The sequence below is a fragment of the Marinobacterium sp. xm-d-564 genome (genome assembly GCF_013283345.1).
Lineage (GTDB): Bacteria > Pseudomonadota > Gammaproteobacteria > Pseudomonadales > Balneatricaceae > Marinobacterium_E.
In genome coordinates this window covers 189,341-205,708 of record NZ_WBYO01000003.1, presented here as the reverse complement: position 1 = coordinate 205,708, position 16,368 = coordinate 189,341, and the positions used below count along the sequence as shown (strand labels likewise).

Here is a 16,368-nt window from a genome sequence, read left to right as displayed (position 1 = left end):
TCAGCGCACCTCTACCGCTTCGCCCTCGACTGCGAGCAATCGACCCTCGGTAATGACCTGTGACCCCTTGGGAAGATCAACCGCCGCAGGCTGACCCTCTATGGCACCGTCGACGACGACAAATTGTGCGACACCCTGCTCTTCAAGCAACAGACCAAGCTTCCATTCGCCATCGACTTTACGACGAACCAACAGTTCAGAGGAGACGTGCGGTTGATTGGCGGTCCAGTTTAAACGACCCGTTGCACCAATCTCGGGCGTCGCTTCAGTAAAAATAAAACGGTAGGTCTGCGTGCGTTCGCGACGATCAATAATGGGCAATTTAGCTCTTAACTCAACCGCGAAAGATTGGCCGTTGCTTTCAAACCACACCTTGCTCTCAGCAACCCCTTTTCCAGGGGCGACTTTGGCTTCTAGTTCTGCCCCATCCGTTTGAACCAACTGAAGCAGAGGCATACCGGGAGCGGCTAAGGCACCTAGCTGAGCCATTCGTGCTGCAATGACTCCATCGAATGGAGCAACCAGCGAACAATTTTCAGTCGCAATACCAGCCAGTTCAATCTGACGGTTTTGCACATCGATGCGGGCATCCAATGAGGTAAGCGCCGTTTCACGCTGTTGCAGAGCATCGTCACCTAGATTGCCTCGTTTGTTCAAGGTCTTAGCACGTTCGTATTGATCGCTTAAAAGAGGACGTTGTGAACGCAACTCACTCAAAACCGCTTTTTGCGTCGCCAACTGACTCTCGTAGGTACGGCAATCTAAATTCACCAGAGCGTCGCCCTGCTTCACTCGATCACCCACCTCAACATTAATCTTCACAATACGTGCGGAGAGTTCAGCACTCAGCGCTGCATCATTGGCACTGATCACTTCAGCAGGTGCTGAGAATGTTGGGTAGTAGACCAAGTCCGCTAAAGACTGGGTCGACACCACAGGTGCTGCGTGAACACTGTTAGATAGGCCAAACACTAAAGCAAAAAGAAGGGAGCGCATCATTAACCTCGATTGTGACGGATGGTCTAAAGATCTAGACCAATATCTACGCAGTCTAGCAAGGAATGGTGCATTGCAAAATAAAAGAGTGAGAGGGTAGCCGACTGCACCCTCTCTTCAGGGATCAGAACTATTTAAGATCAGCAGTTAGCGTAACCTGAGTTTCAGGGTCTACTTCATCTATATGGTGCTGATAGTTGGGGTGATCCACACCAACGGCAAGGGCCGCGCCCGCTTTAAGTGTCGCAATCATCTCATCAGTTAATTCAAAACGCATGAAGTGGACGGCACTGGTCTTCTCTTCAGTACTGCGTTCTAAATCTTCATCGGCTATCGCAAACACCTTTTCATGGCCGAATACCTGAACATAGGTTTTGTGTTCAAGCCCGACCAACTTACCCAGTGCCACTTTGCGCTCGTCTGGATCGGCAAATTCAATGAGCTGTGTACACTTCAGGTTGGTCCCATCAGGAATCAGCGGGTTGTAGGCATCCAACTCATCTTGAATACCTTCTTCATCGAAGGTTTTCTCGATACGAAGCATCTCTTGGATCTGGTAGCGGATGGTCAACTCATCTTCAAACTGAAGCGTGACGTTGGGACCAATAAAGACCGTTCTTCGACGGCGGTGCTCCAGTGCCTTTTTACGAAATTCAGGACGTTCTTTGTGGTAGGTTTCCAGCGACATTAACGAGTCGCGTACTAATTGGGTCATACTCTACTCCTTAAATGCCATAAGCCTTGCGCAATAGTGATATTGGGTGTGACTTTTCTGGCTGCTTATCGTGATTTTTATCGATACCTTGTGCGATGTGAGCTCCTCCCAATGGGCAGTCACTCGAAATATAATCCGGATCAAAATCAGCCATCTGACGGAATACCGGCTTACCTATCTTCATCGCTTTTTCATGAAACTCTTTCTTAACACCGTAGGTGCCAGCGTGACCACTGCATCGCTCTACTGTTTTTAGTTCGGTATCAGGAATCTGCTTCAACATCTCTTCGGTTTTCTTACCGACGTTTTGCACGCGACCGTGACAGGGAACATGGTAAGAGACTTTACCTAGTCCTTGTTCAAACTCCGCTTTCAATAGACCATCTTTTTGACGTGCGATCAGGTATTCAAACGGATCCCAAAATGCTTCCTGGACCAACTTAACCTCTTCGTCATCCGGGTACATTAGTGGCAGCTCTTGTTTAAACATCAAGGTACAACTTGGCACAGCCGACGTCAGCGCATAACCCTCTTTGGCTAACTTAGCCAGTTGCGGGATGTTGATACGTTTTAGTGAGTCCACCCCTTCAAGATCGCCCTGCTCTAGCTTCGGCATGCCACAGCAGACCTCTTTCTGAGCAAAGGTCCAAGGTATGTCGTTGTGCTCTAGTACTGCAATAAAATCTTCACCAATACCCGGCTCGTTGTAATTGATGTAGCAGGTCGCAAACAGTGCCACTTTGCCGGGTGTGCGTTCACCCGCTACAACGTCAAAAGTCTCATTCGGCTTGGCTTTGCTGCGTAACTTCTTACTTGCAAATGGCGGTAACCATGCCTCTTCGTCAACGCCTAATGTTGCAGAGAGTGCTTTGCGCGTCGGCTTCCAATGGTTAACCGTATTAATCGTCTCACTGACAATGGGGATACCGGCTAGCTTACCGGTGGTGTCAGTGCTGGATAAAATCTTGTCGCGCATGGGGAGACCCTTCTCTTTGGTCTCGACCGCTTTAGCGCGCAGCATAAGATGCGGAAAATCTAAATCAAACGGGTGTGGAGGTACGTAGGGGCACTTCGCCATGTAACACATGTCACAGAGGTAGCACTGATCAACAACCTTCTTGTAGTCCTCTTTAGCAACACCATCGACTTCCATAGTTTCGCTTTCATCAATCAGATCAAACAGCGTTGGGAAGGCGTCACATAAACTCAGGCAACGACGGCAACCGTGACAGATATCAAAGACGCGCTCCATCTCTTGGTGAAGGTCATCTTTGTCGTAAAAAGTTGGATTTTTCCAATCCAGAGGATGGCGTGTTGGGGCTTCTAGGTTGCCCTCTTTTTTTGTACTCATAACACTCTCCAGGCAAAGATCGATAGGTCGAACAGCTTGCCCGACCTATCGTAGGCTGATTACGCTTCCGCTTTGTAAGCTTCCAGAGTTTTCTGGAACTTATTAGCGTGACTGCGTTCTGCTTTTGCAAGCGTCTCGAACCAATCAGCAATCTCGTCAAAGCCCTCTTCACGAGCTGCTTTCGCCATGCCTGGGTACATGTCAGTGTACTCGTGAGTTTCACCTGCAATCGCAGATTCCAGTGCTTCCGCCACATTACCTGCAGCTAGACCAGTTTCAGGGTCACCTGAACCACCATCGATTAGGTATTCCATGTGGCCGTGCGCGTGACCAGTTTCACCTTCAGCCGTATTACGGAATACGTTGGCTACTTCTGGAGCACCCTCGATGTCTGCCATGTTGGCAAAATATAGGTAACGACGGTTTGCTTTTGATTCGCCAGCGAATGCTGCCTTTAGATTCTCTTCTGTTTTAGTACCTTTGAGATCCATGATGTTCTCTCCTATTTTTGTTAGCTAACTAAACAGAGCTTGGACAAGAAAATTTCTTGTCTCACTTAAAAATACGCCAGGATCTCAAAATTGGCTTAATTTTAATTTTCTATGGTGCTGATAGATCTTTCCTATTCACCTTTCAACCCTAAAGCTGGCAACATAAAGCGGTCTCTTTAAGAAACGAAAAAGAGAGCTAAAAAGCTCTCTTTAATTAGTAATTCACCAGGCCGCTAAACCAATGCCTGATTTACATGTTCGGGTAGTTAGGGCCACCGCCACCCTCTGGTGCCACCCAACGAATATTCTGCGTGGGGTCTTTGATGTCACAGGTCTTACAGTGCAGGCAGTTGGCTGCGTTAATCTGAAGGCGTGGTTCGGCTTCATCTTCAAGCACTTCATATACACCGGCTGGGCAGTAACGCTGTGCTGGCTCGGCATACAGAGCAAAGTTAACGGTGATAGGAACACTGCTATCCTTCAGCTGTAGGTGACAAGGCTGATCCTCCTCATGCACGGTGTTCGAAATAAACACTGACGAAAGCTTATCGAATGATAGCTTTCCGTCTGGTTTAGGGTAATCGATCTTCGTACACTCGCTTGCTGGACGCAGCATCTCATGGTCGACGTGAGTATCGTGCAGTGTCACTGGGATACGACCACCAAAGATGTTCTGATCCAGCGTATTGAAAGCGCCACCAAGAATTGGACCAAACTTATGTAGAGCTGGGCCAAAGTTACGTGAGCTGTACAACTCTTGGTACAACCAAGAGTTTTTGTAGAGATCATTAAATGTGGTTGCCGTGTTTGACTCTTCAGCAATAGCAGAGACTACCGCTTCGGCCGCCAACATGCCCGACTTCATTGCCGTGTGAACACCTTTGATGCGCGAGAAGTTCAAGGTACCGGCATCACAACCGATCAATAGACCACCAGGGAAGGTCATCTCTGGAAGACAGTTGTAACCACCCTTAGCAATGGCACGTGCACCGTAAGAGACACGAGTACCGCCCTCTAAGTACTGCGCGATTTTCGGGTGGTGCTTCATACGTTGGAATTCATCAAAAGGACTGACCCAAGGGTTTGAGTAGTTCAAATCGACGATTAGGCCCACAACGACCTGATTATTCTCAGCATGGTAAAGGAAGAAGCCACCACTTGTACCGTCACTCAATGGCCAACCAGAGCCATGAATCACCAAGCCCTCTTTATGTTGCGCAGGATCGATATCCCATAGCTCTTTAATACCAAGACCGTAGTGCTGAGGATCTTTGCCCTCATCCAAGTTGAACTGACTGATCAGCTCTTTACCTAAATGACCGCGACAGCCTTCGGCAAAGAGTGTGAACTTAGCCTGCAGCGCCATGCTCGGCACGTAGCTATCTTTCTCTTCACCGTTTTCGCCAATGCCCATCGCACCGGTGAGAACACCTTTGACACTGCCGTCTTCGTTATAAAGAACTTCAGCCGCAGGGAAGCCAGGAAACACCTCAACACCCAAGGCTTCAGCCTGTTCTGACAACCAACGTGACAGATTGCCAACAGAGGCGATGTAACAGCCGTGGTTGTGCATCGTTTTAGGTGCCACAAAGTTAGGCACTGTAATCGATTTTATCTCGTTTTTCAGAAGGACGATTTCGTCTGTTTTCGCTTCAGTGACCAGGGGTGCGCCCTGCTCTTTCCAATCTGGGAAGAGTTCAGTTAACGCTTTAGGATCGACCACCGCGCCTGACAGGATATGACCACCCACCTCAGCCGCTTTCTCAACAACACAGACCATCAGATCAGCATTGAGTTGTTTGATCTTACAAGCAGCTGCAAGTCCCGCAGGGCCTGCACCTACAATTAGGACATCAAAGTCCATTACTTCATAATCCATTGATCTCTCCTAAAACGACTCAATCACTGAAATGTAAATTAAAACTGTTCGTCACTCAGCACAAATGCGGCATCAAGGCCCGTCATAATCGTTTGTGCATGAGCTTCTGCTCGTGGCAAGTAGTGCTCTGCATAAAAGCGCACGGTGGCAACTTTAGCGGCCAAAAACTCATCCGAGTAAGCAGAACCTGCTCCGCTTAAGGCTTTAGCTCGAATGGCCTCTTTTGCCATTAGGTAGGCGCCGGTGAGGTAGCCCATCTGCATTAAGAAATCGAATGCGACCGCACCCATTAAGCTGCGATCGGCAGCAGCACGATCAAGAATAAACTCTCGAATCTCTCGTGCGCGGGCCACGGATGCCACAAAACGATTGGCCATCTTATCAAGTCCGCACGCTCGAAGATCGGCTTCAATAGCCGCCATTTCATCAAGCAGATCCGCTAACGCTGCACCGTTATCGCTCAAGGTTTTACGACCAATCAGATCCAGTGCCTGAATGCCGTTAGTACCTTCATAAATGGCTAAGATACGGGCGTCACGGTAGTGCTGAGCCGCGCCAGCCTCTTCGATAAAGCCCATGCCACCATGAACCTGAATATTCAGAGAGGTCAGTTCATTGGCCATCTCTGTCATCCAGCCCTTCACGATCGGCGTTAACAGTTCAACACGCGCTTTAGCCGCCGATTGATCACCCTCGATGTGCGAACGATCAATCTCAGCAGCAGCAACTAGGGCCAATGCACGCATCGATTCACAGCCCGAGCGCATCGCCATCAACATTCGGCGCACATCGGGATGTTCAATAATAGGTATTTTCGAACCATCTTTACGACTGCCCTGAGTGCGCTCTTTCGCGTAGGCAACCGCTTGCTGATAAGCACGCTCAGAGATCGACAAGCCCTGGAGACCCACCGACTGACGTGCATGGTTCATCATGGTGAACATGTAAGCCAAGCCTTTGTTCTCTTCACCGACCAGGTAGCCTACTGCACCGCCATTATCGCCAAAACTCATCGTACAGGTTGGCGAACCATGAATGCCCAATTTGTGCTCTAGAGAGATGCATTTTGCATCGTTTAGCTCTGCAGGCTCTCCGTTCTCATCCAGCAAGAACTTAGGCACGATAAACAGCGAAATCCCTTTTACACCGGCCGGTGCATCTGGAAGTCGCGCCAAGACTAAATGCACAATGTTCGGGGTCATCTGATGATCGCCCCAAGTGATGTAGATCTTCTGGCCTGAGATCAGGTAGTGATCGCCATTCGGTACCGCTTTGGTTGAAACGGCTGCTAAATCTGAACCCGCGTTAGGTTCAGTCAGATTCATGGTGCCGGTCCACTCACCGCTGACTAAGCGCGATAGGTACTGATCTTTTAGCTCATCACTGCCGTGAGCGATCAGTGCTTCAATCGAACCCTGAGTCAACATCGGGCAGAGTGCAAACGCCATATTGGCCGAGTGCCACAACTCATTGACTGCCGTACCTACAACATTTGGCAAGCCCTGGCCGCCAAACGCTTCAGGAGCTGTCAGAGTTGCCCAACCGTTTTCCATATATTGTTGATAAGCATCAGAGAATCCCGGAGTCTCAATAACCTTGTCACCCTCAAGGCGTGCGCCATTTTGGTCACCCACTGCATTGAGCGGAGCCAGTACTTCAGATGCGAGCTTACCCGCCTCTTCAACGACGACATTGGCCAGTTCAAGATTAACTTCATCCAGGCCCATCGCCTGGCAAAGTTGATCGAATTCAACCAATTGATCCAATACAAAAGCGGTGTCTTGAGCCGGTGCGTTATAGATACTCATTATTGTTAGTCTCCGGAATGAATAAAACGGGGCAGGCTAACTGCCCCAAGGTGTGCTGGTTATACCTTAGAGACAAGCTCTGGAAGGATATCGTGAAGATCGCCCACTAGACCGTAGTCTGCGATGTTGAAGATTGGTGCCTCTTCATCTTTGTTAATAGCAACGATAGTGCCTGACTCTTTCATACCTGCAAGGTGCTGGATAGCGCCTGAGATACCTACAGCAATGTATAGCTTAGGCGCTACCATCTTACCTGTCTGGCCAACCTGCATATCGTTTGGCACAAAGCCGCTGTCGACCGCAGCACGTGATGCGCCCACTGCAGCACCAAGCTTATCTGCAAGTTCGAATACCTTAGCGAAGTCCTCTTTAGAACCTACACCACGACCACCTGAAACAACGATATCTGCAGATTCAAGTTCTGGACGATCTGATTCGCTCACCTCTGCACCTACGAAACGTACTTTCGCAGCTGGGACAGTCACTGATGCCGCTTCAACAGCAGCTGAACCGCCTGTTTCAGCCGCAGCAAAAGCGGTGCCACGAACCGTCATCACTTTTAGTGCATCACTGCTCTTAACAGTAGCGATCGCATTACCTGCGTAGATAGGACGCTTGAAGGTTTCTGCATCGATCACTTCAATCACTTCAGATAGCTGGTTAACACCGCAAAGCGCCGCAACGCGTGGTGCCAAATCTTTACCGAAAGTGCTCGCACCTAAAATAACGTGCGTGTAATCACCTGCAAGCTGCTTAGCGATTGGTGCAACAAACTCAGCAAGTGAGTGTTCAAGAGCAGAATCTTCAACTGTTAGGACACGATCAACACCCGCAACTGAAGCTGCCTGCGCTGCAGCCGCAGCTACAGAAGAACCTACCACTAGCACATCAACTGGCGCGCCTAGTTTAGTTGCAGCAGTCACTGCAGAAAGAGTTGCACCTTTAAGTGACTGACTGTCGTGTTCAGCAATAATCAACGTTTTCATCATCAACTCTCCCTTAAATAACCTGTGCTTCGTTACGTAGCTTGTCGATCAGTGCATCTACTGAATCAACTTTGATACCGCCGCTACGCTCTGCTGGAGTCTCAACAGAGATAAGCTCTACGCTGTTTGTTAGCTCAACGCCAAGGTCAGCTAGAGTCTTAACATCCAGTGGCTTACGTTTAGCCTGCATGATTTTTGGCAGTGCTGCGAAACGTGGTTCGTTCAAACGAAGGTCAGTAGTGATAACTGCTGGAAGATCCATCTCAACAGTGACAAGACCACCATCCACTTCACGTGTTACCTGTGCTTTACCGTCAGCGATTTTCACTTCAGATGCGAAGGTTGCCTGAGGCACATCTAGAAGTGCTGCAAGCATCTGACCAGTCTGGTTGTTGTCAGAGTCGATCGCCTGTTTACCTAGAAGAAGAATCTCAGCGTTCTCAGACTCGTTCACTTTTGCAAGGATACGCGCAACGTCTAGCGAGTTAAGCTTGCCTTCCGCTTCAACCTGGATACCACGGTCAGCACCTAGCGCCATTGCGTAACGCATCTGCTCTTGGCAAGACTTGTCGCCGATCGATACAACAACGATCTCAGAAACAACGCCCGCTTCTTTAAGACGCACAGCCTCTTCAACTGCAATCTCACAGAATGGGTTGATCGACATTTTAGTATTTGCCAAATCTACATCGCTGTTATCCGCTTTAACGCGAACCTTAACGTTGTAGTCAATAACGCGTTTTACTGCGACTAATGCTTTCATGTTAACTCCTCAAAACATGGCCACTAAGGCCACTCTACATAAACTCTATTACAGCGCGTTTGCTTGATCGCGCAGTACGAACTTCTGAATCTTACCGGTCGACGTTTTTGGTAGCGGACCGAAAACAACATTCTTAGGTACTTTGAAACGTGCTAGGTGCTCACGACAGAACTCGATCACATCCGCTTCACTTACCTCTGGCGCACCCTCTTTTAGAGTGACGAATGCACACGGTGTTTCGCCCCACTTCTCATCATTCTTCGCTACAACTGCAGCCTCTTGAATGTGAGGGTGAGAATAAAGAACACCTTCAACTTCGATACTAGAGATGTTCTCACCACCCGAGATGATGACATCTTTCGAACGGTCTTTAATCTGCACGTAGCCATCTGCATGCCATACCGCCAAATCACCCGATGCGAACCAGCCGCCTTTGAATGACTTCTCAGTAGTTGATGGGTTCTTCAGATAGCCCTTCATGACAAGGTTACCTCGCATGAAGATCTCACCCATGGTCTCACCATCTTTAGGCACAAGTTCCATGGTCTCTGGATCCATAACCACCATGCCTTCCATCATTGGCGAACGCACACCTTGGCGAGCTTTAAGCACAGATTTTTCTGCAGGTGATTTTTCATTCCACTCATCTTTCCATGCACAAACAGCACATGGACCATAGGTCTCAGTTAGACCGTAGACATGAGTTACCTCAAAACCAATTGCTTCCATACCAGCGATAACTGGAGCTGGAGGAGCAGCACCCGCGGTCATTACTTTAACTTTGTGGTTGATGCCCGCTTTCATCTCAGCAGGAGATGAGTTCAGCATATTAAGAACGATTGGCGCACCACAGAAGTAGCCAACCTCTTCTTCTTTGATCAGTTCAAAAATCTTATCGGCACGGACATGACGCAAGCTCACACTGACGCCCGCTTGTGCGGCAATGGTCCAAGGGAAACACCAGCCGTTACAGTGGAACATTGGTAGAGTCCAAAGGTACGATGCGTGAATTTCCATACCCCAAGATAACGCATTGCTTGCAGCATTCAGGTAAGCACCACGGTGGTGGTAAACAACCCCTTTCGGATCACCTGTAGTACCTGAAGTGTAGTTTAATGAGATCGCATTCCACTCATCAGTAACGCGCGGGAAATCGTATTCCGGATCACCACCAGCGATAAACGCTTCGTAGTCCATCTCACCGATCATCACACCGCCATCATAGCTAGCATCATCAATACCAATCACAAGCGGTTTGTTGTCTAGCATGCCTAGTGCAGCCGTAGCCAATTCACCAAACTCTTTATCGACTAGGAATACTTTTGCTTCAGCGTGCTGAAGGATAAACGCAACAGCTGCCGCATCCAGACGCGTGTTAATCGAGTTAAGAACAGCTCCAGCCATCGGCACACCGAAGTGCGATTCAAAATGCTCTGGAAGGTTAGATGCAATGATTGATACGGCCTCACCCTTTTTAACACCCGCTTTATTGAGGGCGCTCGCTAACTGCTTACAACGTGTGAGAGTCTCTAACCAAGTACGACGAACAGCGCCATTCACTGTTGCAGTTCGATCAGGGTAGATGAACGCAGAACGCTCAAGGAAGCTGATAGGTGTTAATGCTGCATAGTTTGCAGAGCATTGATCAAGGTTGGTCTCAAAGGGTGAGTTGTGCATCTGATTATCCCTCATTTATTTTATGCGAGTTTTATCACTCGTTTATTCTGTTTATCGTCACAGCTTAAACCGCTTTGAGCAGCTTAAACAGCGTTAATTCCCTAAATTTAGTAGGTATAAAAACCTTTTCCGCTTTTCTTACCTAGCTCTCCCTCAACCACTTTTTCTCGCAAAAGAGGCGCAGGTAGATATCGAGCATCTTTAAGCTCAACAAACATCAAATCCAAAATACTTAGACAGGTGTCCAAACCAATCATATCAGCGAGAGCTAGCGGCCCAATTGGGAAGCCTGCCCCAAGTGTCATGATTTGATCGACCTGTTCTGGTGTTGCAGTACCCTCTTCGACAACACGAATCGCTTCATTAATGGTCGGAAGTAAAATTCGGTTGAGCACAAATGCAGGGCGGTCTTTAACAACAACCGCTGTTTTACCTAATTTCTCAGCGAGTTCGAGCACTGTCGATCGAGTATTTTCTGAGGTGTGCTTAGTCACTATCACTTCAATCAACGCCATCAAAGGCACCGGATTCATAAAGTGCACACCCAACATACGCTCTGGATTATCTACTAAAGCTGCCAATCGACCGATTGAAATTGAGGAGGTATTACTCGCCAGAATAGCTGAAGATTTACAAACTCCATTGAGCGCTTGGAAAATCTTACGCTTGGTCATCTCATCTTCAGTAGCAGCCTCAACCACCAGGTCGCAGTTAGCTAAAGCATCCATTGAAACAGATGTAGCAATGAAAGGTAGTGGATTACACTCTACTGGAAGCTTATTGCGCTCTTTAAGCTTAGCAACACTCATTTCGGTGCGACTGAGAGCTAACTCTAACTGATCCGCGGAGATATCAACCAATACAACCTGGATACCCGCACACGCCAAAACCTGAGCAATTCCTTGCCCCATCTGTCCTGCGCCGACAACACCAACCTGCTGAATCATCACTCTAACCTTTAACTTTTTGCATGGTTTAAATTATCGGGCATAAGTGGCAAGGACTAAATGATAAGGCGAGACTATTTATTGATATTTTCGGACGTGAAATTGCGCTATATTGTGACACTAATACCTAAGTAGAAGCCAATAGATAGATTTTCGGTCAGCGCTATGCAGCATTTTGATAACAATAGCATCTCCTCTCATTTTGCGCTGGGAACACTTAAATCCGCAGCACGGATGGGAGTCGATATTGGCTCACTACTTAAAGACTCAAATCTGGACGGACGACTCCTCGGCAACCAAAAGTTTCGCTTAACGCCCGCGCAGTTCGGTTCATTAGCTCGACTCTCATGGGAGCGAGGGGACGATGAGTTCATGGCCTGTGCCGAACGTCCTGCTCGGTATGGGACGTTTAGTCTCTTCGCGAGGGAGGCGGTGCGCGCAGAAAACCTGTTAGAGGTTTATAAGCACTTATGTCGCTTCTACCGTTTAGTGAATGAATCACTCTCACTTACACTTAGTGTCGACAACTCCAAAGCGACGCTCGAGATGTCACTTTCCAAACCTGAGTTGGATCCAGACTACCTTCTTAGAGACTTCCTACTTCTACTCTGGCACCGCTTTCCGAGCTGGCTGATTGGCCGCAGGATTCACCTATTTGAAGCGCAAATGACAGGCCCTAAACCGCCACATGCAGACGAGTATCGGCTTATCTTCCCCTGCCCAGTCTCATATGAATCATCCGCTAACCGACTCATCTTTGAGGTAGAGGCGTTAAAAGCACCGATCGTTCAAAATCTGGAGACCCTTCGTGATCATCTCCGCAGCGCACCGCTGCAATGGTTCACTCGACAAGAGTATCTGCCGGTATTCACCCGTCGCGTAAGAGATATCATGGGTCACATGGAGTTTGTCGAGATAGATATGGAAAGTGTCGCCCATCAACTCAATATGACTGTTAGAACGCTACGAAGAAAACTTGATGATGAGGGTACTGGATTTCAAGATATTAAAGACGAGCTCAGACGAGACAGTGCTCTGCATCTGCTAAACCAATCCTCTCTTTCAATTCAACGGATATCGCAACAGCTTGGTTTTTCTGAAACTGCCGCATTTACGCGCTCTTTTAAGAAGTGGACGGGCCAAACCCCAAGAGCCTTTAGGGCTGGTACAAAGTAAATCCGAAAACATCTCTTGTACAAGGCTATTAAATATGAAAAGGGTTTATGTCTATTTATGTTTTGTGTAAAAAACCGTCAATGCCATCAACAGCAGATTGGCACATCATATTCTCAGCCATAACATCGCCAGCAAATGCGTAGGCATCTGATAGAGCCATCTGACGCTGCGGATAGAACATTGCTTTGCCAAAACGGATTGCATCGGGGCTCTTTTCGGTAATTTTAGCAACTTTGTCGGCCACAGCTTGATCAAGCTCTTCCTCTTCTACGACCTGACTGACTAGACCCCAGTCATATGCTGTATCAGCATTAATAAAATCACCGGTCACAAGCATATCGAAGGCACGCTTTGGTGCTATAGATCGAGACAACGCAACCGCAGGAGTCGAACAGAAGAGTCCTAGCTTGATACCCGATACTGCGAAGCGTGCAGAACTTGCCGCAATTACCAAATCACTGCTAGCTGCCAACTGGCATCCTGCGGCAGTCGCAATTCCATGAACCTTCGCTATTACTGGCACAGGAAGCGCCACAATGCTTTGCATTACTTTACCACAACGCCCGAAGAGGTCCTGGTAATAACTCTGCTGAGGATGAGCGCGCATCTCTTTCAAGTCATGTCCTGCACAAAAACCTCGACCGCTACCTGCTATCACTACACATCGAACCCTGTCATCCTGTGCAATATCATCGAGTTCGCGCTGCAATGCTTCAAGCAATGCTTCAGATAGAGTATTGAAGTGATCAGGGCGATTAAGGGTTAGCTTAACCACACCATTTTTGTCTTCACGCATTAATACTGTCATCACATCATTCCTCTTATTTTTAGTCTGTGACTAGATTAGTTTTCAAAAACTGTTCGATACTCTCAAGCACCTTCTCTGCATGTGTTCTATGCGGAACGTGAGCACAATCAGGAATTATCACCTGCTCAGAGGGGCCTGCACTCTGATCGTGAATATATTGTGGAAATGCCTGTGAGCCATACTCATCCAACTCACCATGAATGGCTAGCACTGGAGATTTTAGCGCATTAAGCGCACCGGTTAGATGCCATTCAGCGAAGTCCGGATTTAGCCAAACATCGGTCCATGCATTAAGTACCCAACGGGCATTCGCGCCATGCCAACGCTCAAGCTTTTCAAGCTGACCATCCTGCGTAAAGAGCACCTTTGCTTCACCAATAGATTTAAGCGTCTGCTTCTCCACAAAAGCCTGCGCTGCAATCGTGATGACAGTCAAACAATCAGGATCCGAAGCGCCAATTTCCACAGCCATCGCACCACCCACAGAGTGACCCAAAACTAGATACTCTTTAAGCCCTAAAGCAGCTTTAATTTGTGGAAAATAGTGCTGCGCTTCTTCAGCTACAAAGTCGAGGCTAGGCAAGGAGGATCTGGAGTCGGAGCATCCAAATCCGAGACGGTCATATGCGATAATAGGTCGCTGGAGTCGTTCGAGAAGCTGCTCTGGAAACTCACGCCACAAGTTTACTGAACCAAGGGAATCATGCATAAGTACCAGAGGCGCAGGTTCGGGATACAGCTCTGCCCCCCAGATCTTTATGTTAACCTGCCCCTGATCGGTATTGACTTGTTTCTCCACCCTATTACTCCTGCAACTCTGCTAAATTCTTGAATAGTTCTAGAGCATGCGGATTCGCTAGCGCTTCCACATTATTAACCTTTTCGCCTAAGACAGTTTTGCGCACGGCCAGCTCAACTATCTTACCGCTAATGGTGCGAGGGATTTCGGAAACCTGAATAATTACGGCAGGCACATGACGCGGCGTTGTATTTCTTAGAATCTGCTGCCGAATCTTCATCTTGAGCTCATCATCCAGTCGAAAATCTTCACGCAGCACAACAAATAGAACGACCCTCGTATCATCTCTGTACGGTTGCCCAATACAGACACTCTCGAGCACCTCTCCCAACTGCTCAACTTGACGATAGATCTCAGCGGTTCCTATACGCACACCGCCAGGATTCAATACTGCATCAGATCGTCCATGAATTATTAAACCGCCCTGCTTCGTAATTTCACCGTAGTCACCATGTGCCCAGATGTTCTCAAATCGATCAAAATAAGCAGAACGATACTTCACTTGGCGGGGATCATCCCAAAAACCGATTGGCATTGATGGAAAAGGAGCGCAGCAAACAAGCTCCCCCTTCTGTTCAACTACTGTTTCGCCTCCATCGTCGAGTATTGCCACAGCCATACCCAAACCGCGACACTGCAATTCGCCGGCGTATACAGGCAAAATAGGACAGCCGAGTGCGAAGCAGGAAATAATGTCCGTACCTCCAGAGATAGAGGCGAGCAAAAGATCTTCTTTAATGTCACGGTATACATATTCAAAGCTCTCATTGCTAAGAGGAGAACCCGTCGATAGTATCGTTCGTAATTGCGATAGATTGTGCGACTCACGCGGTTTAAAGCCTGCCTTTTCCAGGGCTGCCAAATATTTAGCGCTCGTACCAAAGATAGTCACGGACTCCTGTTCCGCCATATCCCACAACACGCGAGGTCCAGGAGCGAAGGGAGAGCCATCGAACAACATTAGTGTGGCGCCTGTGGCAAGACCACTGACTAACCAGTTCCACATCATCCAGCCACAAGTTGTGTAGTAAAAGAGGGTATCCTCGCGTCTTAGATCAGTGTGTAACTGATGCTCCTTAAGATGCTGCAAAAGCGTCCCACCGATTCCATGCACTATGCATTTTGGCTGCCCAGTAGTGCCTGATGAATACATAATATAAAGCGGATCATCAAAGGCCATCGACTCAAACCTGATTTCGGAAGCTGTCGTATCAACAAAGTCTTCCCAGTGCAACGCCTTGCTAATCCCAGAGAGTTCTACATACTCGTCAATGTAGGGGATCACTACCAACTGCTCTACAGACGGTAAAGCATCTACAAGCTGTGCGCTCTTTTCCAACGTTTCGATACGTTTGCCGTTATAGAGATAGGCACTGACGGTGAAAAGCACCTTGGGAGCAACTTGACCAAATCTATCAAGAACACCCTGAAAGCCAAAATCAGGCGAGCAGGATGTCCAGGTCGCACCTAGACTTGTTGCAGCCAGCATGGCAACGCAGGTCTGCGGTAAATTTGGTAAGAAACCAGCAACTACATCGCCCTTCCCAACACCAAGATGACGCAGAGCGGATGCACATTGAGCAACGCTGGCATATAAATCAGAGTAACTGAGACTCTGACGCCCACCCTGCTCATTGCGAAATAGAATCGCAGTGCGATTATCACGAAACTTAAGCAGATTCTCGGCAAAGTTTAGCCTTGCACCGGGAAACCAGCGCGCCCCCGGCATTTTTTGCCCATCCACCAGATAAGGCTCACGCCCTTTATCACCGACCACACCAGCCGAATCCCAAATATCAGACCAAAACTGCTCAGAGTTCTCAACTGACCATTCGTGAAGTTGAGAATACTCCTGCAAGTTTAGTGAATATTTGTGATTAACTGTCTGCATAAATTGCCACACCTGAGTATGTTCAATCTGGGACAGAGTCGGTTGCCAAAGTTGTTTAGCCATAATACTAATCTCTTTTGC

General features: G+C 48.2%; 13 protein-coding genes and 1 pseudogene. 1 reads left to right on the top strand and 13 read right to left on the bottom strand.

Annotated elements, in window-relative coordinates; translation table 11 throughout:
- From XMD564_RS05035 to XMD564_RS04990, 10 genes are all read right to left on the bottom strand, one after another.
- A complete protein-coding gene (locus XMD564_RS05035) occupies window positions 1–999 on the bottom strand; it encodes an efflux RND transporter periplasmic adaptor subunit (RefSeq protein WP_173507944.1) in 999 nt (332 codons plus the stop codon).
- 127 nt (window positions 1,000–1,126) lie between these two features.
- Window positions 1,127–1,711: a DUF3501 family protein gene (locus XMD564_RS05030; protein ID WP_173494627.1), complete on the bottom strand. Its 585-nt coding sequence runs from the start codon at window positions 1,709–1,711 to the stop codon at window positions 1,127–1,129.
- Between the two features lie 10 nt (window positions 1,712–1,721).
- A complete protein-coding gene (locus tag XMD564_RS05025) occupies window positions 1,722–3,062 on the bottom strand; it encodes a heterodisulfide reductase-related iron-sulfur binding cluster (protein WP_173494626.1) in 1,341 nt (446 codons plus the stop codon).
- Between the two features lie 59 nt (window positions 3,063–3,121).
- Complete coding sequence (locus tag XMD564_RS05020) at window positions 3,122–3,553, bottom strand: rubrerythrin family protein (protein ID WP_173481720.1); 432 nt, start codon at window positions 3,551–3,553, stop codon at window positions 3,122–3,124.
- Between the two features lie 250 nt (window positions 3,554–3,803).
- Entirely contained in the window at window positions 3,804–5,432 is a 1,629-nt protein-coding gene (locus tag XMD564_RS05015; RefSeq protein ID WP_173495334.1) for an electron transfer flavoprotein-ubiquinone oxidoreductase, read from the bottom strand.
- A gap of 38 nt (window positions 5,433–5,470) precedes the next feature.
- Window positions 5,471–7,240 (bottom strand): acyl-CoA dehydrogenase, encoded by a 1,770-nt coding sequence (locus XMD564_RS05010; RefSeq protein ID WP_173507943.1) that lies wholly within the window; start codon window positions 7,238–7,240, stop codon window positions 5,471–5,473.
- A gap of 59 nt (window positions 7,241–7,299) precedes the next feature.
- Window positions 7,300–8,226 (bottom strand): electron transfer flavoprotein subunit alpha/FixB family protein, encoded by a 927-nt coding sequence (locus XMD564_RS05005; RefSeq protein ID WP_173507974.1) that lies wholly within the window; start codon window positions 8,224–8,226, stop codon window positions 7,300–7,302.
- Between the two features lie 13 nt (window positions 8,227–8,239).
- Complete coding sequence (locus XMD564_RS05000; RefSeq protein ID WP_173507942.1) at window positions 8,240–8,989, bottom strand: electron transfer flavoprotein subunit beta/FixA family protein; 750 nt, start codon at window positions 8,987–8,989, stop codon at window positions 8,240–8,242.
- Window positions 8,990–9,037: 48 nt separating this feature from the next.
- Window positions 9,038–10,666 carry an acyl-CoA synthetase gene (locus tag XMD564_RS04995; protein WP_217362097.1) on the bottom strand — a complete coding sequence of 543 codons (1,629 nt, stop codon included), beginning with the start codon at window positions 10,664–10,666 and terminating at the stop codon, window positions 9,038–9,040.
- Between the two features lie 107 nt (window positions 10,667–10,773).
- The gene (locus XMD564_RS04990) at window positions 10,774–11,613 is read right to left on the bottom strand and encodes a 3-hydroxyacyl-CoA dehydrogenase family protein (protein ID WP_217362098.1); all 840 of its coding nucleotides are present in this window, start codon (window positions 11,611–11,613) and stop codon (window positions 10,774–10,776) included.
- Between the two features lie 165 nt (window positions 11,614–11,778).
- On the opposite strand from XMD564_RS04990, the gene XMD564_RS04985 reads away from it, so the two are divergent.
- Window positions 11,779–12,789, top strand: a complete 1,011-nt coding sequence (locus tag XMD564_RS04985) for an AraC family transcriptional regulator (protein ID WP_173507941.1) — start codon at window positions 11,779–11,781, stop codon at window positions 12,787–12,789.
- A gap of 55 nt (window positions 12,790–12,844) precedes the next feature.
- On the opposite strand, the pseudogene XMD564_RS04980 reads toward XMD564_RS04985, so the two are convergent.
- The 3 genes and pseudogenes from XMD564_RS04980 to XMD564_RS04970 form a co-directional block, all read right to left on the bottom strand.
- Window positions 12,845–13,621 (bottom strand): annotated as a pseudogene (locus tag XMD564_RS04980) (enoyl-CoA hydratase); the annotation flags it as partial.
- On the bottom strand, window positions 13,617–14,306 hold the full coding sequence (locus XMD564_RS04975; RefSeq protein WP_173507973.1) for an alpha/beta fold hydrolase: 690 nt from the start codon (window positions 14,304–14,306) through the stop codon (window positions 13,617–13,619). The gene XMD564_RS04975 and the pseudogene XMD564_RS04980, both read right to left, overlap by 5 nt.
- Before the next feature lie 94 nt (window positions 14,307–14,400).
- Window positions 14,401–16,350 (bottom strand): acetoacetate--CoA ligase, encoded by a 1,950-nt coding sequence (locus tag XMD564_RS04970; RefSeq protein ID WP_173507939.1) that lies wholly within the window; start codon window positions 16,348–16,350, stop codon window positions 14,401–14,403.
- Window positions 16,351–16,368 lie beyond the last annotated feature (18 nt).